Annotated in this window: 18 protein-coding genes; 2 read left to right on the forward strand and 16 right to left on the reverse strand. The window is 71.9% G+C overall.

Features of this window, described 5'->3' with window-relative positions; all coding sequences use genetic code 11:
- The 13 genes from secD to pgsA form a co-directional block, all read right to left on the reverse strand.
- Window positions 1-1,836, reverse strand: a complete 1,836-nt coding sequence (secD, locus tag ACFC1T_RS19015; protein WP_375890008.1) for a protein translocase subunit SecD — start codon at window positions 1,834-1,836, stop codon at window positions 1-3.
- 147 nt (window positions 1,837-1,983) lie between these two features.
- The gene (gene yajC / locus ACFC1T_RS19020; protein ID WP_375890010.1) at window positions 1,984-2,403 is read right to left on the reverse strand and encodes a preprotein translocase subunit YajC; all 420 of its coding nucleotides are present in this window, start codon (window positions 2,401-2,403) and stop codon (window positions 1,984-1,986) included.
- A gap of 260 nt (window positions 2,404-2,663) precedes the next feature.
- Window positions 2,664-3,734, reverse strand: coding sequence for a Holliday junction branch migration DNA helicase RuvB (gene ruvB, locus ACFC1T_RS19025; RefSeq protein ID WP_375890012.1), 1,071 nt, complete (start codon window positions 3,732-3,734; stop codon window positions 2,664-2,666).
- Window positions 3,735-3,795: 61 nt separating this feature from the next.
- A complete protein-coding gene (gene ruvA / locus ACFC1T_RS19030) occupies window positions 3,796-4,407 on the reverse strand; it encodes a Holliday junction branch migration protein RuvA (protein WP_375890014.1) in 612 nt (203 codons plus the stop codon).
- Entirely contained in the window at window positions 4,404-4,973 is a 570-nt protein-coding gene (gene ruvC, locus ACFC1T_RS19035) for a crossover junction endodeoxyribonuclease RuvC (RefSeq protein WP_375890016.1), read from the reverse strand. The genes ruvA and ruvC overlap by 4 nt, the downstream gene beginning before the upstream one ends.
- Window positions 4,974-5,136: 163 nt before the next feature.
- A complete protein-coding gene (locus ACFC1T_RS19040) occupies window positions 5,137-5,895 on the reverse strand; it encodes a YebC/PmpR family DNA-binding transcriptional regulator (protein WP_375890018.1) in 759 nt (252 codons plus the stop codon).
- Between the two features lie 90 nt (window positions 5,896-5,985).
- Complete coding sequence (pdxT, locus tag ACFC1T_RS19045) at window positions 5,986-6,603, reverse strand: pyridoxal 5'-phosphate synthase glutaminase subunit PdxT (protein WP_375890020.1); 618 nt, start codon at window positions 6,601-6,603, stop codon at window positions 5,986-5,988.
- Window positions 6,604-6,698: 95 nt separating this feature from the next.
- The gene (pdxS, locus tag ACFC1T_RS19050; protein ID WP_375890021.1) at window positions 6,699-7,610 is read right to left on the reverse strand and encodes a pyridoxal 5'-phosphate synthase lyase subunit PdxS; all 912 of its coding nucleotides are present in this window, start codon (window positions 7,608-7,610) and stop codon (window positions 6,699-6,701) included.
- A gap of 128 nt (window positions 7,611-7,738) precedes the next feature.
- Complete coding sequence (locus tag ACFC1T_RS19055) at window positions 7,739-8,284, reverse strand: hypothetical protein (RefSeq protein WP_375890023.1); 546 nt, start codon at window positions 8,282-8,284, stop codon at window positions 7,739-7,741.
- A gap of 43 nt (window positions 8,285-8,327) precedes the next feature.
- The gene (locus ACFC1T_RS19060) at window positions 8,328-8,708 is read right to left on the reverse strand and encodes a 5-carboxymethyl-2-hydroxymuconate Delta-isomerase (protein ID WP_375890024.1); all 381 of its coding nucleotides are present in this window, start codon (window positions 8,706-8,708) and stop codon (window positions 8,328-8,330) included.
- Between the two features lie 122 nt (window positions 8,709-8,830).
- Window positions 8,831-10,006: a glycosyltransferase family 4 protein gene (locus ACFC1T_RS19065; protein WP_375890026.1), complete on the reverse strand. Its 1,176-nt coding sequence runs from the start codon at window positions 10,004-10,006 to the stop codon at window positions 8,831-8,833.
- Between the two features lie 45 nt (window positions 10,007-10,051).
- The gene (locus ACFC1T_RS19070) at window positions 10,052-11,017 is read right to left on the reverse strand and encodes a phosphatidylinositol mannoside acyltransferase (protein WP_375890028.1); all 966 of its coding nucleotides are present in this window, start codon (window positions 11,015-11,017) and stop codon (window positions 10,052-10,054) included.
- Window positions 11,018-11,033: 16 nt separating this feature from the next.
- Window positions 11,034-11,681, reverse strand: coding sequence for a phosphatidylinositol phosphate synthase (gene pgsA / locus ACFC1T_RS19075; protein WP_375890030.1), 648 nt, complete (start codon window positions 11,679-11,681; stop codon window positions 11,034-11,036).
- A 393-nt stretch (window positions 11,682-12,074) separates the two neighbouring features.
- Here pgsA and ACFC1T_RS19080 point away from each other — a divergent pair, with 393 nt between their 5' ends.
- Window positions 12,075-14,123 carry an elongation factor G-like protein EF-G2 gene (locus tag ACFC1T_RS19080; protein WP_375890032.1) on the forward strand — a complete coding sequence of 683 codons (2,049 nt, stop codon included), beginning with the start codon at window positions 12,075-12,077 and terminating at the stop codon, window positions 14,121-14,123.
- Here ACFC1T_RS19080 and ACFC1T_RS19085 read toward each other — a convergent pair.
- A complete protein-coding gene (locus ACFC1T_RS19085; RefSeq protein WP_375890034.1) occupies window positions 14,111-14,557 on the reverse strand; it encodes a thiol-disulfide oxidoreductase DCC family protein in 447 nt (148 codons plus the stop codon). The two genes, ACFC1T_RS19080 and ACFC1T_RS19085, sit on opposite strands and share 13 nt — an antisense overlap.
- A gap of 199 nt (window positions 14,558-14,756) precedes the next feature.
- Here ACFC1T_RS19085 and ACFC1T_RS19090 point away from each other — a divergent pair, with 199 nt between their 5' ends.
- Window positions 14,757-16,403: a hypothetical protein gene (locus ACFC1T_RS19090; protein ID WP_375890036.1), complete on the forward strand. Its 1,647-nt coding sequence runs from the start codon at window positions 14,757-14,759 to the stop codon at window positions 16,401-16,403.
- A 75-nt stretch (window positions 16,404-16,478) separates the two neighbouring features.
- Here the strand turns inward: ACFC1T_RS19090 and ACFC1T_RS19095 are convergent, their stop codons facing one another.
- Window positions 16,479-17,039 (reverse strand): HIT domain-containing protein, encoded by a 561-nt coding sequence (locus tag ACFC1T_RS19095; RefSeq protein ID WP_350507180.1) that lies wholly within the window; start codon window positions 17,037-17,039, stop codon window positions 16,479-16,481.
- An 82-nt stretch (window positions 17,040-17,121) separates the two neighbouring features.
- Window positions 17,122-19,101 (reverse strand): threonine--tRNA ligase, encoded by a 1,980-nt coding sequence (gene thrS, locus ACFC1T_RS19100; protein WP_375890038.1) that lies wholly within the window; start codon window positions 19,099-19,101, stop codon window positions 17,122-17,124.
- Between the last annotated feature and the right edge of the window lie 7 nt (window positions 19,102-19,108).

The raw sequence follows: 19,108 nt of genomic DNA on the forward strand, positions 1-19,108 counted from the left end.
TCAGGCCTCCTTCACGGCGGCAGAGGAGGAGTTACGGCGACGGGTGCTGCGCAGCGGCGGGCGGGCGCCCAGCCGCTTCGGGTCCAGGCCGGACCACGGGTGGCCGTCGGAGAAGAACTTCCGCCGGGCCAGCAGCGTGATCATCGGCTTGGTGAAGAGGAAGATCACCACGACGTCCAGCGCGGTGGTCAGACCCAGGGTGAACGCGAAGCCCTGGACCTTGCCGACCGAGACCACGTAGAGCACCGCGGCACAGAGGAAGGAGACGAAGTCCGAGACCAGGATGGTGCGTCGGGCCCGCGGCCAGGCCCGCTGGACGGCCGGGCGCAGCGGGGCGCCGTCGCGGACCTCGTCGCGGATGCGCTCGAAGTACACGATGAAGGAGTCTGCGGTGATACCGATCGCGACGATCGCGCCGCAGACCGCGGGCAGGTTCAGCGCGAAGCCGATCCCGCCGCCGAGCAGGCTCATGATCGAGTAGGTCAGGGCCGCCGAGACGAGCAGACCGGCGATCGAGACCAGGCCGAGGCCGCGGTAGTAGATCAGCGAGTAGGCGACCACCAGCAGCATGCCGATCGCGCCGGCGATCAGACCCGCCTTGAGCTGGTCGCTGCCGAGCGCCGGGGAGACGGTGGTGACGTCGCCCTTGCTGAACTCCAGCGGCAGGGCGCCGTAGCTCAGCACGTTGGAGAGGTCCTGCGCCTCGGGCTGGCTGAACTGGCCGGTGATCACGGCGCTGCCGCCGGGGATCGGGCCGTTGACCTGCGGGTGCGAGACGACCTCGTTGTCCAGCACGATCGCGAACTGGTTGTTCGGCGGGGTCTGGGAGGCGAGCTGGCCGGTGACCTTGGTGAAGGCGTCGGTGCCGGTGCCGTTGAACTGCAGCTGGACCTGCCAGCCGGCACCCGTCTGGGTGTCGAGGCTGGGCTGGGCCTTGGAGACGTCCGAGCCCTTGACCGCGACGGGGCCGAGCGCCAGCTTCTCGTAGTAGCCGCCCTTGACGGGCTTCTGCGAGCAGGCGACGACGGCCTTGTCCACGGCGCCGGTCTGGGTCGAGCGCTGCTCCGGCTTGGTGCAGTCGAGGTTGGCGAACGCGGTGGCCAGCTCCGGCGGCACGGTGCCCTGGGTCATCGCCGCGCTCACGTCGGCGGCGCTCGGCTGGGTGGCCTGGGCGCTCGGGGCGGCCGACCCGGTGGCGGGGGCGGACGGGGTGCCGCTGACGCCGGTGGCGGCGGGGCTCGGGGTGGAGCCCTCGGCGGCCAGGGCCTCACCGACGGAGCGGCCCTGCTTGGTGGCGCTCGCGCTGGCGGACGGGGTGGGAGCGTGGCTCGCGGAGCCGCTCGCGCCGGCCGTGGGCGTCGCGCTGCCCGACGGGGCGGCGCTCGGGGTGCCCGAGGCGCCCGCGGACGGGGTGCCGGTGGGCGGCGCGGGCGGCGTGAAGCCGCTCGGCGCGACCGCCAGGACCGGACGGAAGAACAGCTGGGCGGTGGTACCGACCTGGTCCGCCGCGTTCTGCTTGTCGCCGCCCTTGGGGATGTTCACGATGATCGTGTCCGAGCCCTGGGTCTGGACCTCCGCCTCGGAGACACCCATCCCGTTGACGCGGCGCTCCATGATCCCGACGGCGATGTCCATGTTCGCCTTGGTGATCGCCTTGGGATCCTTCGACTTCGCGGTCAGCGTGATGCTGGTGCCGCCTGCGAGGTCGATACCGAGCCGGGGCTTGGTGTTGCCCGTCCCGAACATGAGGGCGACCAGTCCGACGGTGACGACCAGGATGAGGGCCAGCGCCCGCCCTGGGTAGCCGTCGCGCGGGCGCGACTTGGGTGTTGCCACCTTGCTCGTTTCTCCCTGTCCATGCCACGTCGCCGACCGGACCCCCGTCCGGCTCGTGGCGGGACGGGGGCATGGCGGGTCTGCGGCCCTGAGGTCCTGTGGGCTCGCGGCACTGCGCCGCGCGACCGGGCGGGTTGCCCGGCCGTACTACTTGCTCGCGGGAGCCCCGCCCTCGACATCCCCCTTGACATCGCCCTTCTCGGCGCTGTCCTTGGTGAGCGTCAGCGGCTTGTCCTCGACCGGCGCGGCGTCGGTGTCCTCGGCCTCCGGCTCGGACAGCTCGTCGTCGGCGGGGCGACCGTTGATGATCGCGTCGTACTCCTGGGGGTCCAGGACGGCCGCGATGGCGCTCTTGGTGAAGTGGGTGACCACGCCGGGCGCGATCTCCAGCTCGACGGTCTCGTCGTTGACCGCCTTCACCTGGGCGTACAGGCCGCCGATGGTGCGCACTCCCGCCCCGGGCTCCAGCGAGGTCTGCATGCTCTGCTGCTGCTGCTGGCGCTTCTTCTGCGACCGGAACATGAGCACGATCGCGATGATCGGGAGGAGAAGGATGATGAGGTTCACTGCAGCCAGGGTCCTTTACGGGCCGCCGGCCGGCGGCCTGTGTGGTATGGGTCGGCCCGTCAGGTGAGAGGGGCGGTCCGGCGGAGTCTAGGCGACCCCGAACTGATCGGACAACGCCAAGCATCGCATCCTGCCGCCGAAAGTGGCGACCCTCCGCCTGCACGGATTCCCGGGAGTTCGCCCCCGTCTCCTCCCCGGGGCACAGCGCCGGGCGGGGGCGGGAACCGACGGCCGGGTCTCACCCGTTCGGCCGAGAGCGGTCAACTTCCGTCCGGCCGGAACAGCTCCGGCTGGGGCGGCACGCTGCCCCGCGTGGTCTGGACCGGCGGGGTCAGGCCCAGGTGCTGCCAGGCCGCGGCGGTGGCGATCCGGCCGCGCGGGGTGCGGGCGAGCAGGCCCTCGCGGACCAGGAACGGCTCGGCCACCTCCTCGACCGTCTCGGCCTCCTCCCCCACCGCGACGGCGAGGGTCGACAGGCCGACCGGGCCGCCGCCGAACAGCCGCAGCAGCGCGCTCAGCACCGCGCGGTCCAGCCGGTCCAGGCCGCGGGCGTCCACCTCGTAGACGTCCAGCGCCCGGGCGGCGATCGCGGGGGTGACCACGCCGTCGTGCCGGACCTGGGCGTAGTCGCGGACCCGGCGCAGCAGCCGGTTGGCGATGCGCGGGGTGCCGCGCGAGCGCCCGGCGATCTCGGCCGCGCCGGCCGGGTCTATCTCGACGTCCAGCAGCGTGGCCGAGCGGTGCACCACCCGTTGGAGCTCGGCCGGGGCGTAGAACTCCATGTGCCCGGTGAAGCCGAAGCGGTCGCGCAGCGGCGGCGGCAGCAGCCCGGCCCGGGTGGTGGCGCCGACCAGGGTGAAGGGCGGCAGCTCCAGCGGGATGGCGGTGGCGCCCGGGCCCTTGCCGACGATCACGTCGACCCGGAAGTCCTCCATCGCCATGTAGAGCATCTCCTCGGCCGGCCGGGACATCCGGTGGATCTCGTCGAGGAAGAGCACCTCGCCCTCGGTGAGCGAGGAGAGGATCGCCGCGAGGTCCCCCGCGTGCTGGATGGCCGGGCCGGAGGTGATCCGGATCGGGGCGCCCAGCTCGGCGGCGATGATCATGGAGAGGGTGGTCTTGCCCAGTCCGGGCGGGCCGCTCAGCAGCACGTGGTCCGGCGCGCTCCCGCGCTGGCGGGCCGCCTGGAGCACCAGGGACAGCTGCTCGCGCACCCGCTCCTGGCCGATGAACTCGTCCAGCAGCTTGGGGCGCAGCGCGGCCTCGACCGCCTGGTCCTCGCCGTCGGCGGCGGCGGTCACCAGCCGGTCGGCGGGTTCCGAGTCGTACATCCTCGCGGGCTCCAGGGTCTGCGGTGTCGGTGTCGACGGACGGACAGGTCGTCGGCTGGGTTCAGCGGGCGCGGTTGAGGCCGCGCAGGGCCAGCCGCAGCAGGGCGCCGACGTCCGGCGACTGCTGGGCCTCCGCCTCCGGGGTGACGGCGGCGACCGCGTCGTCCGCCTCGCGCGGGGCGTAGCCGAGACCGGTCAGCGCGGAGTGCAGCTGCTCGGTCCACGGCGCGGGGCCGGTGGCGATCGGCTTCTGCGCGGGCACCGCGCCGTGCGGGGCGCCCAGCTTGTCCTTGTACTCCAGCAGCAGCTTGGCCGCCTTCGCCTTGCCGATGCCCGGCACCGCGACCAGCGCCTTCTCGTCCCCGCCCGCCACCGCGGCGCGCAGCGCGTCGGGGCTGTGCACGCCCAGGATCGCCTGGGCCAGCTTGGGGCCCACGCCCGGCGCGGCCTGGAGGATCTCGAACACGGCCCGCTCGTCGTCGTCGGCGAAGCCGAACAGGGTCAGCGAGTCCTCGCGGACCACCAACGAGGTGGCCAGCCGGGCGGGCTCACCGAGCCGCAGGCCGGCCAGGGTGTTCGGGGTGCACTGGACGGCCATGCCGACCCCACCGACCTCGACCACCGCGATGCCGGAGGCGATGGCCGCCACCGGTCCTTGCACGAAGGCGATCACCGACTACTGCCTTTCACGGAGAAGGGGCCCCGGGCGGGCCCGGAGCGGGCGGCCTCGGCCGCGGCCTGGGCCGCGGCCTGCAGCCGGTTGGTCGTCCCGCCGCGCCAGATGTGGCAGATCGCCAGCGCCAGCGCGTCGGCCGCGTCCGCGGGCTTGGGCGGCGCGTCCAGCCGCAGCAGGCGCTGCACCATGGCCGTGACCTGGGCCTTGTCGGCCCGGCCTGAGCCGGTGACGGCGGCCTTGACCTCACTGGGGGTGTGCAGGGTGACCGGGATGCCGCGCCGGGTGGCGCAGAGCATCGCGACCGCGCTCGCCTGGGCCGTGCCCATCACGGTGCGGACGTTGTGCTGGGCGAAGACCCGCTCGACCGCGACCAGGTCGGGCCGGTGCTCGTCCAGCCAGCTCTCCAGCCCCTGTTCCACCAGCAGCAGTCGCTGCCCGATCTCGGCGTCGGCCGGCGTGCGCACCACGCCCACCCCGGCCATCCGCAACGGCCGGCCCGGCATGCCCTCGACCACGCCGACCCCGCACCTGGTCAGCCCCGGGTCAACACCCAGCACCCGCACGCCACGCCCCGTCCCTCGCCGATCCGCCGCTCACGGCGAGCGGCCTTCGCGAAGGCTACCGCCCGGGTCCGACAACCCCGCCGACGACACCGGCCCGGCGGTCCTGGGACCACCGGGCCGGGCCGTGAGAACGATCACTCACCGTGGCACGGACGACGCCGTGTCACTCGGAGTCGAGCTGCGCGCCGACCTCGTCGGAGATGTCGAAGTTGGCGAAGACGTTCTGCACGTCGTCGCTGTCCTCCAGCGCGTCGATCAGCTTGAAGATCTTGCGGGCGCCGTCGACGTCCAGCTCGACCTGCATGCTCGGGAGGAAGTTGGCCTCGGCCGAGTCGTAGTCGACACCGGCGTCCACCAGCGCGGTGCGCACGGCGACCATCTTGGAGGCCTCGGAGACGATCTCGAAGGACTCGCCGAGGTCGTTGATCTCCTCCGGCTCCTGGTCGAGGACGACCTCGAACAGCTTGTCCTCGTCCACGCCGTCCGCCTTGGGGACGATCACGACGCCCTTGCGGTTGAACAGGTACGACACCGAGCCCGGGTCGGCCATCGAGCCGCCGTTGCGGGTCATCGCGACGCGCACGTCGGAGGCCGCACGGTTGCGGTTGTCGGTGAGGCACTCGATCAGGACGGCGACACCGTTCGGACCGTAGCCCTCGTACATGATGGTCTGGTAGTCGGCGCCGCCGGCCTCCAGACCGCCACCGCGCTTGACGGCGCGGTTGATGTTGTCGATCGGGACCGAGTTCTTCTTCGCCTTCTGGATGGCGTCGTAGAGGGTCGGGTTACCCGCCGGGTCGGGACCGCCCGTGCGCGCCGCCACCTCGATGTTCTTGATCATCTTGGCGAAGAGCTTGCCGCGCTTGGCGTCGATCACGGCCTTCTTGTGCTTGGTGGTAGCCCACTTAGAGTGGCCGGACATCGCCAGCTCCTTTACGTCGCCAAAGGGAAATGAAACAGGAGAGATCTTACCGGTGTCGTCACGGGTAAGGCGCACACGGCTACCGGAGCCCTACCGGGCGGCGAGGTGCTCCTCGACCATCTTCACGAAGTAGGCGTGCACGCGGTGGTCGCCGGTGAGCTCCGGGTGGAACGAGGTGGCCAGCAGGTTGCCCTGGCGCACGGCCACGATCCGGCTCTCCGGACCGTCCGCACCGGGCAGCTCGGCCAGCACCTCGACGCCCGCGCCGACCGCCTCGACCCAGGGGGCGCGGATGAAGACGCCGTGCACCGGCTCCTCCTCCAGGCCCTTGAAGGCGAGGCCGGACTCGAAGGACTCGTTCTGCCGGCCGAAGGCGTTGCGGCGCACCGTCATGTCGATGCCGCCGACGCTCTCCTGGTCCTCCCGGCCGTCGAGGATCTTGTCGGCCAGCATGATCATGCCCGCGCAGGTGCCGTACACCGGCATGCCGGCCGCGACCCGCGCGCGCAGCGGGTCCATCACCCCGAACAGCAGGGCCAGCTTGGACATGGTGGTGGACTCCCCGCCGGGGATCACCAGTGCGTCGACCTCGGCCAGCTCCTCGGCGCGGCGCACCGGACGGGCCAGCGCGTCGGCCTCGGCCAGCGCCACCAGGTGCTCGCGGACGTCGCCCTGGAGGGCGAGGACGCCGATGACTGGAGTGCTCACGGTCTTCAACCTCTATCGATCGTTACTACGGAAGGACGCGGCGCGGCCCGCCGCACACCGAAGCGCTGCGGCGGGCCGGGCGAAGGGCGGAGTGACTACCAGCCGCGGTTGGCGTAGCGCTCGGTCTCCGGCAGGGTGTCGCAGTTGATGCCGACCATGGCCTCGCCCAGGTTGCGGGAGGCGTCCGCGATGATCTTCGGGTCGTCGAAGAAGGTGGTGGCCTTCACGATGGCGGCGGCACGCTTGGCCGGGTCGCCCGACTTGAAGATGCCGGAGCCGACGAAGACGCCCTCGGCGCCCAGCTGGCGCATCAGCGCGGCGTCGGCCGGGGTGGCCACGCCACCGGCGGAGAACAGCACGACCGGCAGCTTGCCGAGCTCGGCGACCTCCTTGACCAGCTCGTACGGGGCGCGCAGCTCCTTGGCGGCGGCGTACAGCTCGTTGTGGTCCAGCGCCCGCAGCTGGCCGATCTCGTTCTTGATCTGGCGCAGGTGGCGGACGGCCTCGACGACGTTGCCGGTGCCGGCCTCGCCCTTCGAGCGGATCATGGCCGCACCCTCGGCGATGCGGCGCAGGGCCTCGCCCAGGTTGGTGGCGCCGCAGACGAAGGGGGTGGTGAAGGCGAACTTGTCGGAGTGGTTGACCTCGTCGGCCGGGGTCAGCACCTCGGACTCGTCGATGTAGTCGACACCCAGCGACTGCAGGACCTGGGCCTCCACGAAGTGCCCGATGCGGGACTTGGCCATCACCGGGATGGAGACCGCCTCGATGATCTCCTCGATCATGTTCGGGTCGGACATGCGGGCCACGCCGCCGTCCTTGCGGATGTCGGCCGGAACCCGCTCCAGCGCCATGACGGCCACCGCGCCGGCGTCCTCGGCGATCTTCGCCTGCTCGGCGTTGACCACATCCATGATCACACCGCCCTTGAGCTGCTCGGCCATGCCGCGCTTGACCCGGGCGGTACCGATCTGCGGCTGGTCTGCGGTGGTGGGGGTGGTGGACACGTGAGACCTCACTCGAAGATTAACCAGTGCTATCGCCCTATGGTAGGCAGATCAGGTGGCCCAACCATGCGCCACCAAGTCCAGCCCGGACGACGGGATGCGACAAACGGGCCGTATCCGAGGACAGCCTAAGCAGGCGCTCCCTCGGGCGTAAGGGCGGGCGGCGGGGCGTCGTCCATCTCGAAGGCCATCGGGAACGGCGCCTTGCCCGCCAAGCGGAAGTACCGCACCAGCCGGTGCTCCCGCACCGCCCGCGCCGCCCGCACCGCGTCGTTGTGGAAGCGGCGGGCCATCGGCACCCGCCGCACCGCGGCCGTCAGATCACGAACCGCCTCGTCGCCGCCCGGCTCCGCGACCAGCGCCGCCACCTGCTCCGACTCCTCGAACACCGCCCGCAGCGCCAGGCTCAACTGACTCTCCGCCACCTCGCGGTGCTCGTCCTCGGCCTGCCGGGCCGCGTGCGCCGCGTCCAGCAGCAGCAGCGAGGCCGCCGGGTCCAGCAACGAGGACGTCGCCAGCTCCATCGCCACCGAGGCCCGCCGGACCAGCTGCGCGTCCAGCGCCGCCCGCGCGGCGTCGATCCGGGCGTGCAGCCGGTCCAGACGGCCGGCCGTCCAACTCAGGTACATGCCGAACAGCACCACGGCCACGCCGGCCCAGATCCAGGTAGTCACGGACCGCTACGTTACCGGGTGTCACCGGCCGCCCCGCCCGACGTCAGCCCTGCACGACGCCGCTGCGGTAGCTCTCCCGGTCGATGTCCTCGACGTTCACCGCGGTGAACAGCCGCGTCCCCGGCGCCGGCCGCACGTGCTGCGCCAGCAGCGCCACCACACCCTCGCTCAGCGCCGCCTTCGCCTCCGGCGTACGGCCCGGGAACACCTGGAACTCGACGTACACCTGGGCGTCCACCCCGGCGTCGCCCACCGACCCGTCGGAGCCCACCACCAGGTCCTCGCTCGGCCGGAACACCGTCTTGCAGGACCCCGGCTTGGCGTCGATCGTCTCCTCCGCCAGCCGGTTGATCGCCAGGCCCAGCGCCCGGCGCTCGAAGGCCCCGGCCAGGCTGGACGAGTAGTCGACGGAGATCTGCGGCATCGTTTCCCCCAGGGGTCACAGTGGTGCGGTCGGCCCGACCCTAACCCCACCGGCACCGGGCGCCACGCAAGCCCCGGCCGTCGGCCCCGGGCCGGACCGAACCGCCCGCGCCCCCGCTCCCGTCACCGGCGCGTCCTTCGGCTCGGGGCGCTGCGCTCGTCCTCCTCGACCACCGCCGCGGCGCCGGCCGTCACCGTCTCGTACACCGCAAGGATGTCCGCGCCGACCGTCGACCAGTCGAACCGCCGCACGTGCCGCGAAGCCGCCTTGCGCAGCTCCTCCAGCCGCCCCGGATCCCCCAGCAGCCGCAGCGCCGTACGGGCCAGCGCGTCCGCGTCCTCCACCGGGAACAGCTCCCCGGCGTCCCCGCCGTCCAGCACCTGCTTGAACGCGTCCAGGTCGCTGGCCAGCACCGGGGCACCCGCCGACATCGCCTCGACCAGGATGATCCCGAAGCTCTCGCCACCCGTGTTCGGCGCCACGTACAGGTCCACGCTGCGCAGCAGCCGGGCCTTCTCCCGGTCCGAGACCATGCCCAGGAACTCCACCTGCGCGCGCACCTCGGGCGCCAGGCCGGCCACCGCCTCCTCCTCGTCGCCCTTGCCCGCGACCAGCAGCCGCACCCCCGGCCGCTCCGCCAGGATCCGCGGCAGCGCCGCCAGCAGCGTCGGCAGGCCCTTGCGCGGCTCGTTGATCCGGCCGATGAAGCCGATCGTGCCCGGCTCCCCCGCCGCCGCACCGCCCGTCCACCGCTCGTCCGCCTCGGCCTCCGCGAAGAACTCCACGTCCACCCCGTTGGGGATCACCACCGCGTCCCCGCCCAGGTGCTCCACCAGGGTCCGCCGGGCGTACTCCGACACCGCGATCCGGGCCCGCATCTTCTCCAGCCCCGGCTGCAGGATCGGCGAGGCCGCGATCATCGCCCGCGAGCGCGGGTTCGAGGTGTGGAAGGTGCCCACCATCGGCCCGGTCGCCGACCAGGCCGCCAGCATCGACAGGCTCGGCGAGGCCGGCTCGTGCACGTGCAGGATGTCGAAACGCCCCTCGCGCAGCCACCGCCGCACCCGGGCCGCCGACAGGATGCCGAAGCTCAGCCGGGCCACCGACCCGTTGTACGGCACCGCCACCGCCCGCCCCGCCGAGACCACGTACGGCGGCAGCGCCTCGTCGTCCTCGGCCGGCGCCAGCACCGACACCTCGTGCCCCAGACCGATCAGGTGCTCGGCGAGGTCCCGGATGTGGAACTGCACCCCACCGGGGACGTCCCAGTCGTACGGGCAGACGATGCCGATCTTCACGGGTTCCTCAAGCTCCTTCGGGCAGGGTCGGACGGGCAGCCGGGCTCAGGCGCCGGAGGCCCCGGCGGCGGGCTCCTTCGCCGCGTCGGCGCGCCCGGCCGCGGACCCGCCCCCCACCGTCTCACGGGCCGGCAGGTCGGCCGGCCAGAACTTCTGCAGCATGTGCCAGTCCTGCGGGTGCTCGCTGATGCCCTGCTGCCACACGTCCGCGATCGCCTGGGTCATCGCCAGCGTCCGCGCCTTGCGGTCGCCCTCCTCCGGGACCGGCACCTCGGGGTGGATCATCCCCCGCAGCACCGGACCGTCGTACCACAGCGTCGCCGGCAGCAGCGCCGCGCCGGTGCGCTGGGCCAGCGCCGCCGGCCCGGCCGGCATCCGGGTCACCTCACCGAAGAAGGACACCTCGATACCGGCCTCCGAGAGGTCCCGGTCGCCCACCAGGCAGACCAGCTTGCCCGCGCGCAGCCGCCGCGCCAGCGTGCCGATCACGTTCGCTCCGCCGCCGGACAGCGCCAGGACCTCCATGCCCTGGCCCTCCCGGAACTCCACGAACCGGTCGAACAGCCGCTCCGGCTTCAACCGCTCCGCGACCGTCGTGAACGGGTGGCCCAGCTGCGCTATCCAGGTGCCCGCCAAGTCCCAGTTGCCCATGTGCGGCAGCGCCACCACGACACCCCGCCCGGAGTCCAGCGCCTCCCTTATGCGCTCGTAGCCGCCCACCTGGACGTCGCGCAGGACCCGCTCCCGGCTCCACACCGGCAGCCGGAAGGACTCCATCCAGTACCGCAGGTAGGAACGCATCCCGGCCCGCGACAACCGCCGCAGCGCCGCCTCGTGCAGGGCCGGACGCACCCGGCGCAGGTTCGCCTCCAGCTGCCGCACCCGCGGCCCGCGACGACGCCAGGCGTAGTCCGCCAGCCGGTCGAACAGCCACCGCGCCACCGGCTCCGGCAGGTGCTTCAACACCGCCCAGCCCAGCGCGTACGCCCAGTACACCAGTCGGTCCGTCACCGCAGGACGCCCCCCATCAGCTCCCGGCCGCCGCTCGGTCGGCCTCGAACGCCTCACGGCGCACGGTCAGCACCCGCTGGACCACCGTCACCAGACTGCCCGCCGCCACCAGCCACAGCGCCACCGGCAGCAGCCACTCCACGTACGGCACCCCGAACACGTGCAGACCGGCCACCCCGGCCGCCACCAGGCTGATCACCAGCCGCTCGGCCCGTTCCACCAGCCCCGACACGTCGCACGGCAGGCCCTGGCTCTCCGCCCGCGCCTTCGTGTACGACACCACCAGGCCACTGGCCAGGCAGAAGATCGCCACCGCGCAGAGCAGGTTGTCGTCGCCCTTGCCCGCGTACCACATGGCCAGACCGCCGAAGATCGCCGCGTCCGCGACCCGGTCCAGCGTGGAGTCCAGGAAAGCGCCCCACTTGCTGGTCCGGCCCAGCTGGCGGGCCATGTTCCCGTCCACCAGGTCCGAGAAGATGAACAGCGTGATCGTGATGGTGCCCCAGAAGAACTCCCCGCGCGGGAAGAACACCAGCGCACCGGCCACCGAACCGGCCGTACCGATCAGCGTCACGGCGTCCGGACTCACGCCCAGCCGGATCAGGAACGCGGCGAAAGGGGTCAGAACACGTGTGAAGAAGGCACGCGCGTATTTGTTGAGCATGGCCTTCCCAGCCGCTCCGATTCTCCCGGGTACCCGCCTGGCGCAACACACGCGGCAGACGGCCGGACGAATGAGCCCGCCCGACGCACCCATCGTAGCCACGCCCGGGACACGCTCCGACGCACGCACCGCCGGACGGCCCCCGGCCACCAGGGCCCAGCACGACACGCGCCGGAACGACACCCGACCACAGGCGTGCCGCCCGGATCATCCCGGGGCTACGACGCCGGGGCACGCACCTCGCCGCGTTGTCGTCGGTCGCCGATGCTCCGCATGGACTCCCTCCTCCGCCTTGCGATGCACGCACCCCAACGCCGCAGCCTCATCCGGCCTGATCCGGGCGGCACGCCTAAACTGCCAAGGACAGCCTCGGCGCCACGGGAGGAGACCCCGATGCCCGACCGCAGCACCGCACGAGCCGGCCAGGCACCCGCCGTCACCGGCCCCACGGACCTGCGCAACGTCGTCCTCGTCGGCTCCAGCGGTGTGGGCAAGACCACCCTCGCCGAATCCCTCGCCCTCGCCGCCGGCGCCACCGCCCGCCCCGGCCGCGTCGCCGACGGCACCACCGTCTCCGACCACGAGGACATCGAGCACCAGCAGCAGCGCTCCGTCCAGCTCTCGCTGCTCCCCCTCGAATGGAAGGGCGTCAAGATCAACCTGATCGACCCGCCCGGCCACCCCGACTTCGCCGCCGACCTGCGCGCCGCCCTGCACGCCGCCGACGCCGCCGTCTTCGTCGTCTCCGCCACCGACCCGGTCACCGCCCCCACCCGCGCCCTCTGGCGCGAGTGCGCCGCCGAGGGCATCCCCCGGGCCATCGCCGTCGCCAAACTCGACCTCGCCCGCACCGGCTTCGACGACATCCTCACCAGCTGCCACGACGCCTTCGAGCTCGGCCCGGACACCCTGCGCCCGCTCTTCCTGCCCGTCCTCCACGACGGACACCCCGACGGCAGCGTCGACCTCCTCACCGGCGACACCTACGGCGACGCCGACCCCCTCCCCGACACCGGCCCCGCCCACGACAGCCTCGTCGAAGCCATCTCCGGCCAGGACGACACCCTCATGGAGCGCTACCTCTCCGGCGACCCCCTCGACACCGACTCCCTCGAAGCCGGACTGCGCCGCGAAGTCCTCGACTGCACCCTCCACCCCGCCGTCCCCACCAGCGACAACGGCCTCGGCGCCACCGAACTCCTCGACCTGATCACCCACGCCTTCCCGAACCCCACCGAACGCACCCGCCCCGCCCCCGCCTGCGACCCCGACGCCCCGCTCGCCGCCCAGGTCGTCCGCGTCACCGGCGACGCCTACGTCGGCCGGATCAGCCTGCTGCGCGTCTACGCCGGCACCCTGCGCCCCGACAGCCGGATCCACCTCGTCGGCCCCGCCCACACCGCCGACCAGAACGGCGACGAACGCGTCACCGGCCTCACCAGCCCCTTCGGCAAACTCCAGCGCCCCGTCCCGCACGCCGTCGCCGGAGACCTCGTCTGCGCCGCCAAACTCACCACCGCCCGGGCCGGCGACACCGTCCACGACCCCGGCCACCCCGTCGAACTCGACGGCTGGACCCTCCCCGAACCCCTGCTCCCGATCGCCGTCGAAGCCCACAGCAAGGCCGACGACGACAAGCTCTCCCAGGCCCTCACCCGGCTCACCGCCGAGGACCCGGCCCTACGGCTCGAACAGAACCCCGACACCCACCAGCTCGTCCTCTGGTGCACCGGCGAAGCCCACGCCGAGGTCGTCCTCGACCGGCTGCGCACCCGCCACGGCGTCCACGTCGACACCGTCGAACCCAAGGTCGCCCTGCGCGAGACCTTCGGCACCGCCGCCGCCGGCCACGGACGCCTCGTCAAACAGTCCGGCGGCCACGGCCAGTACGCCATCTGCGACCTGGAGGTCGAACCCCTCCCGGCCGGCTCCGGCTTCGAGTTCCAGGAACACGTCGTCGGCGGCGCCGTCCCCAAGCACTTCATCCCCTCCGTCGAGAAGGGCGTCCGCGCCCAGCTCGCCAAGGGCGTCGCCACCGGCTTCCCGCTCGTCGACGTCCGGGTCACCCTCACCGACGGCAAGGCGCACTCCGTCGACTCCTCCGACGCCTCCTTCCAGAACGCCGCCGCCCTCGCCCTGCGCGACGCCGCCGAACACGCCGTCATCCGTCTGCTCGAACCCGTCGCCGCCGTCAGCGTCCTGCTGCCCGACGAGTACCTCGGCGCCGTCCTCGGCGACCTCTCCGCACGCCGCGGCCGCGTCCTCGGCACCGAAACCGGCGGCCAGGGGCTGACCCTGCTGCGCGCGGAGGTCCCCGAACTCGAACTCGTCCGCTACCCGGTCGACCTGCGCTCCCTCACCCACGGCACCGCCGAGTTCTCCCGCGCCTACCTGCGCCACGAACCCATGCCCGCCGCCCTGGCCGGGCGCTACACCGACTGAGCCGGCTTCCGGTTCGGCAGCGCGCACGCCGCCGTACCCCCCGGCATCCGGTGCCGGTTCCGCGACACCCAGCGGTACACCGCACCCGCCACCGGCCGCACCGGCGCCAAGGTCAACAGCGCGCCCAGGTACGCCCACGCGCCCCCGGTGCGCAGCAGCAGCCGCGCCACCGCCTGCGCGCCCCCGTACACCCGGCCGGCCGGCGTCACCCACAGCACCTCGCGCTCGGCCCGCTCGGCCGCCACCTCACCGCGGCCGCCCGCCACCGTGTCCAGCTCCGCCAGGTCCGCGAACTGGAACGGCACCGCCTCCCAGCCACCCGAGGCCAGCGTCTGCCGCAGGTACCGCTCCCCCCAGCGCACGCAGGACGAACAGAACGCGCAGTCCCCGTCGAAGACCAGTACCGGATCCTTCACCACGACAACCCCCTTCATCGCCTTCACCTCCATCCTCCTCCACCCTCACGCCGTCGGCCCGGGCGGGTATCGACCCGGCCGAAGCTGGGCATCATGCCCCTCAGGCCCCGGTGCGGCCGGAACGCACCGCTTCGTGACGGTAGTTCAGACGATCATCCGCGCAGGGGTGCCACGGCACGGTAACCTGCCGCTGACAAGGGGAGGAGCAGACGCCACCGTGGCCACACTCGACATGACCCCGGGTGCGCAGATACCCCGGACCGACACCGGCCCGCAGACGGCCGTCACCCAGGCGCTCTCCTCCGCCGCCTACCGCGACGGCGAGATCGGCAAGTTCGTCACCGACGTCACCGACGCCAAGGAGAAGAAGGGCCGCTTCGCGCTCTTCCGCCCCAACCTCGGCGAGGCCTTCAGCAAGGCCCTGGTCTCGCGCGCCCTCGGCGGCGACCGCAAGCCCCTCGTCCCCTCCTTCGGCGTCGACACCCGCCAGGTCGTCGAGCACTGCCTGGCCGCCGAGGAACTCCGGCACGCCCGCGACCGGCAGCTCAGCACCGTCACCGTCGTCACCGGCCTGCTCTTCCTCCCCGGCACCCTGATCTGGCTCGGCGCCTTCCAACTGCGCGCCTGGCTCAAGCGGGACAGCGCCCGGGGGGCCGACACCTACGGCGCCCTCGCCCTGATCGCGGTCGCCGTCCTGGCCGGCTACCTGGCGCTGTTCCCGCCGGCGGCGGGCGTCCTCGGCATCTACCTGCGGATCACCATGCTCGCCCCGGTGCTCGGCTGGTACCTCGCCCGCCGGATCGTCGAACGCTCCGCCACCGACCTCCGCGCCCGCTGGCAGGCCCTGGTCGAGGGCAGCGCCGTCGCCGCCACCGTCGCCAAGGCCGTCCCCCGCGACGACCTGGACAAGAAGGCCAACGACCTGCGCGACAAGCTCGGCCGGCTGGACGCCGAGCAGGAGACCAACGTCCACCACTACGCCGGCCCCAAGGGCATCCTCGGTGCCGGCCGCCGCTGGGGCGAGTGGCGCCTGGCCGACACCCTGCACCCCGCCGAGGGCCACGCCGACTTCCGGGCCTTCCACCCCTGGGACCTGGTCCGCCGGATCTCCGCCCACCTCAAGGGCCTCGGGGTCAGCCACGTCGCCAACAGCGGCATCCCCAACGTGGCCATCAAGCAGTGGGCGGTCTTCGACATCGGCGAGGGCGCGGACGAGATCAGCCGCCCCGGCGGCGCCGACATGGACGGCGAGCGGATGCGCGACTTCGCCGTGCAGAGCCTCGCCGACAAGCAGACCTTCTCCGGCGGCCCCCGGCACTACCTGGCCACCCAGTTCATCACCCACGACGGCAAGTTGATCATCACCTTCACCGTCACGGTGACCCTGCTCGCCAACGTGCTGAACATCTCGGTGGCCGGCTACGCGCTCGGCCCGGTCAAGGGCGTCTTCTTCGACAAGCCCAAGGACAAGGAGAAGTCGGTCGCCAAGACCGTGCGGTTCTGGGAGGAGCGCACCGTCAAGCTCCCCCTGATCGACAACGACGAGGTGGTCCGCCAGGCCGTCCGCGCACCGTTCCACAAGATGCCCAGCCTGCTCGGCTGGCTCGGCGGCGGCCTCGGCCTGCCCGAGCCGTTCGGACTCCGGCACTCCTGGGTCGGCACCGCCTGGAACAACCGCTCCATGGTCGACAACGCCATGAACGCCTCCGTGCCGGTGCTCAGCGCGGTGCACACCGCCACTCTGGAGTTCCTCCAGGAGCACGACCTCGACGCGGACCGCTTCTTCAAGACCCGCACCTCGATCATCAAGTCCGAGGCGCAGAGCCCCCGCCCGTACAAGGTCGACGAGTTCAGCGCCGACTGACCGGGAGCGACATGTGAAGAGGGGCCCGCCACCGAACTCCCCGGTGGCGGGCCCCTCTTCGCGCGTCCGGCCGGCTCAGCCCTGCGGCCAGGCCTCGGCCAGCATCTTGCGGGTGTCCGCCAGCAGCTGCGGCAGCACCTTGGTGTGGCCGACCACCGGCATGAAGTTGGTGTCCCCGCCCCAGCGCGGCACCACGTGCTGGTGCAGGTGCGCCGCGATCCCGGCCCCGGCCGCCGCGCCCTGGTTCATCCCGATGTTGAACCCGTGCGCCCCCGAGGCGGCGCGCAGCGCGGTCATCGCCTTCTTGGTGAAGTCCGCCAGCTCGGCCGTCTCCGCCTCGTCCAGGTCGGTGTAGTCGGCCACGTGCCGGTACGGGACCACCATCAGGTGCCCGCCGTTGTAGGGGTACAGGTTCAGCACCGCGAACACGGCGCTCCCCCGGGCGATGACCAGCCCCTCCTCGTCGCTCAGCGACGGGATCGAGCAGAACGGACAACCGTCGTCCGGAGCCGGGCCGGTGGGCTTGTTCTCACCCTGGATGTACGCCATCCGATGGGGGGTCCACAGGCGGCGGAAGCCGTCCGGCTCACCGACACCCCGCTGCAGTTCCGGCTCAGTCGTCATGCTGATCAGCATATTCGCCCGGGGGTGCTTGCAAAGCCGCGCGGGGCAGACTCTTGAAGAGCCTGCCCCGCGCGTCAACGGTCCGACGACGGCGTCACACCTGAATGCGGTTCTTCACCGCGTCCACGATCTCGGCCACGGCGTCCGCGAGCGGCACGCCGTTCTTCTGCTCGCCGTTGCGGTAGCGGAAGGAGACCGCGCCCGCCTCGACGTCGTCGTTGCCCGCGATCAGCATGAACGGGACCTTGGTCTTCTGGGCGTTGCGGATCTTCTTCTGCATCCGGTCGTCCGAGGTGTCCACCTCGACCCGGATCCCGTGCTTCTTGAGCTCGGCCGCGACCTCCAGCAGGTACGGCACGTGCTCGTCGGTGATCGGGATGCCGGTCACGGTGACCGGGGCCAGCCACGGCGGCATGGCACCGGCGTAGTGCTCCAGCAGCACCGCGAAGAACCGCTCGATGCTGCCGAACAGCGCACGGTGGATCATGACCGGCCGCTGACGCGAACCGTCCGCAGCGGTGTACTCCAGGTCGAAGCGCTCGGGCAGGTTGAAGTCCAGCTGGATGGTCGACATCTGCCAGGTACGGCCGATGGCATCCTTGGCCTGCACCGAGATCTTCGGGCCGTAGAAGGCCGCGCCGCCCGGGTCCGGGACCAGCGGCAGGCCCTGCTTCTCGGCCACGCTCGCCAGGACGGCGGTGGCTTCCTCCCAGACCTCGTCCGAACCGACGAACTTGACCGGGTCCTTGGTCGACAGCTCCAGGTAGAAGTCGGTCAGACCGTAGTCACGGAGGAGGTTGAGCACGAAGGTCAGCGTGGAGTCGAGCTCCTCCGCCATCTGCTCGCGGGTGCAGTAGATGTGGGCGTCGTCCTGCGTGAAGCCGCGGGCCCGGGTCAGGCCGTGCACCACGCCGGACTTCTCGTAGCGGTACACCGTCCCGAACTCGAAGAGGCGCAGCGGCAGTTCACGGTACGAGCGGCCGCGCGCGTCGAAGATCAGGTTGTGCATCGGGCAGTTCATCGGCTTGAGGTAGTAGTCCACGCCCTCGTCGAGCTGCATGGGCGGGTACATACCGTCCGCGTACCAGTCGAGGTGGCCGCTCTTCTCGAAGAGCTTCCCCTTGGTGGCGTGCGGGGTGTAGACGAACTCGTAGCCCTCTTCCTCGTGCCGCTTGCGCGAGTAGTCCTCCATCGCGCGGCGGATGATGCCGCCCTTGGGGTGGAAGACGGCGAGGCCGGAGCCGATCTCCTCGGGGATGGAGAAGAGGTCGAGCTCGTTGCCGAGCTTGCGGTGGTCGCGCTTCTCGGCCTCGACGAGGAAGTCGAGGTGGGCCTTGAGCTCGTCCTTGGTCGGCCAGGCGGTCCCGTAGATGCGCTGCAGCATCGGGTTCTTCTCGCTGCCGCGCCAGTACGCGGCGGCGTTGCGCATCAGCTTGAACGCCGGGATGTGCCGGGTGCTGGGCAGGTGCGGGCCGCGGCAGAGGTCGCCCCAGCACTGCTCGCCGCTCTTGGCGTCCAGGTTGTCGTAGATGGTGAGCTCGCCGGCGCCGACCTCGACGTCGGCGCCCTCGCCGGCGGTGGCGGCGGAGCCCTTGAGGCCGATCAGCTCCAGCTTGTACGGCTCGGCGGCCAGCTCCTCGGCGGCGGCCTCGTCGGTGACCACGCGGCGGGAGAACTTCTGCCCGCGCTTGATGATCTCCTGCATCCGCTTCTCGATGGCCTTGAGGTCATCGGGGTGGAAGGGCTTCTCGACGTCGAAGTCGTAGTAGAAGCCGTCCTTGACCGGCGGGCCGATGCCGAGCTTGGCCTCGGGGTAGAGCTGCTGCACGGCCTGGGCCATGACGTGCGCGGTGGAGTGGCGCAGGATGTCCAGGCCGTCCTTGCTGCTGATCGCGACCGGCTCGACCTCGTCACCGTCCTGGACGGCGTACGCGAGGTCCTTGAGCTGGCCGCCGACGCGGGCGGCGATGATCGAGCGGTCGTCGGCGAAGAGCTCGGCGGCCGTAGTGCCCGTGGTCACCACGCGCTCTTCCCGATCGGGTTCGCGGTTGATGATTACCCGGACGTCCGTCACCGGTCTC

Source organism: Kitasatospora sp. NPDC056076 (genome assembly GCF_042266305.1).
Taxonomy (GTDB): Bacteria; Actinomycetota; Actinomycetes; order Streptomycetales; family Streptomycetaceae; genus Kitasatospora.

Excerpts from the sequence above, each read along its gene's own strand:
- ruvB (WP_375890012.1), bottom strand. The coding sequence starts at position 3,734 with ATGTACGACTCGGAACCCGCCGACCGGCTGGTGACCGCCGCCGCCGAC.
- ACFC1T_RS19040 (WP_375890018.1), bottom strand. The coding sequence starts at position 5,895 with ATGTCCGGCCACTCTAAGTGGGCTACCACCAAGCACAAGAAGGCCGTG.
- ACFC1T_RS19060 (WP_375890024.1), bottom strand. The coding sequence starts at position 8,708 with ATGCCGCAGATCTCCGTCGACTACTCGTCCAGCCTGGCCGGGGCCTTC.
- pgsA (WP_375890030.1), bottom strand. The coding sequence starts at position 11,681 with ATGCTCAACAAATACGCGCGTGCCTTCTTCACACGTGTTCTGACCCCT.
- ACFC1T_RS19080 (WP_375890032.1), top strand. The coding sequence starts at position 12,075 with ATGCCCGACCGCAGCACCGCACGAGCCGGCCAGGCACCCGCCGTCACC.
- ACFC1T_RS19085 (WP_375890034.1), bottom strand. The coding sequence starts at position 14,557 with ATGAAGGGGGTTGTCGTGGTGAAGGATCCGGTACTGGTCTTCGACGGG.
- ACFC1T_RS19095 (WP_350507180.1), bottom strand. The coding sequence starts at position 17,039 with ATGCTGATCAGCATGACGACTGAGCCGGAACTGCAGCGGGGTGTCGGT.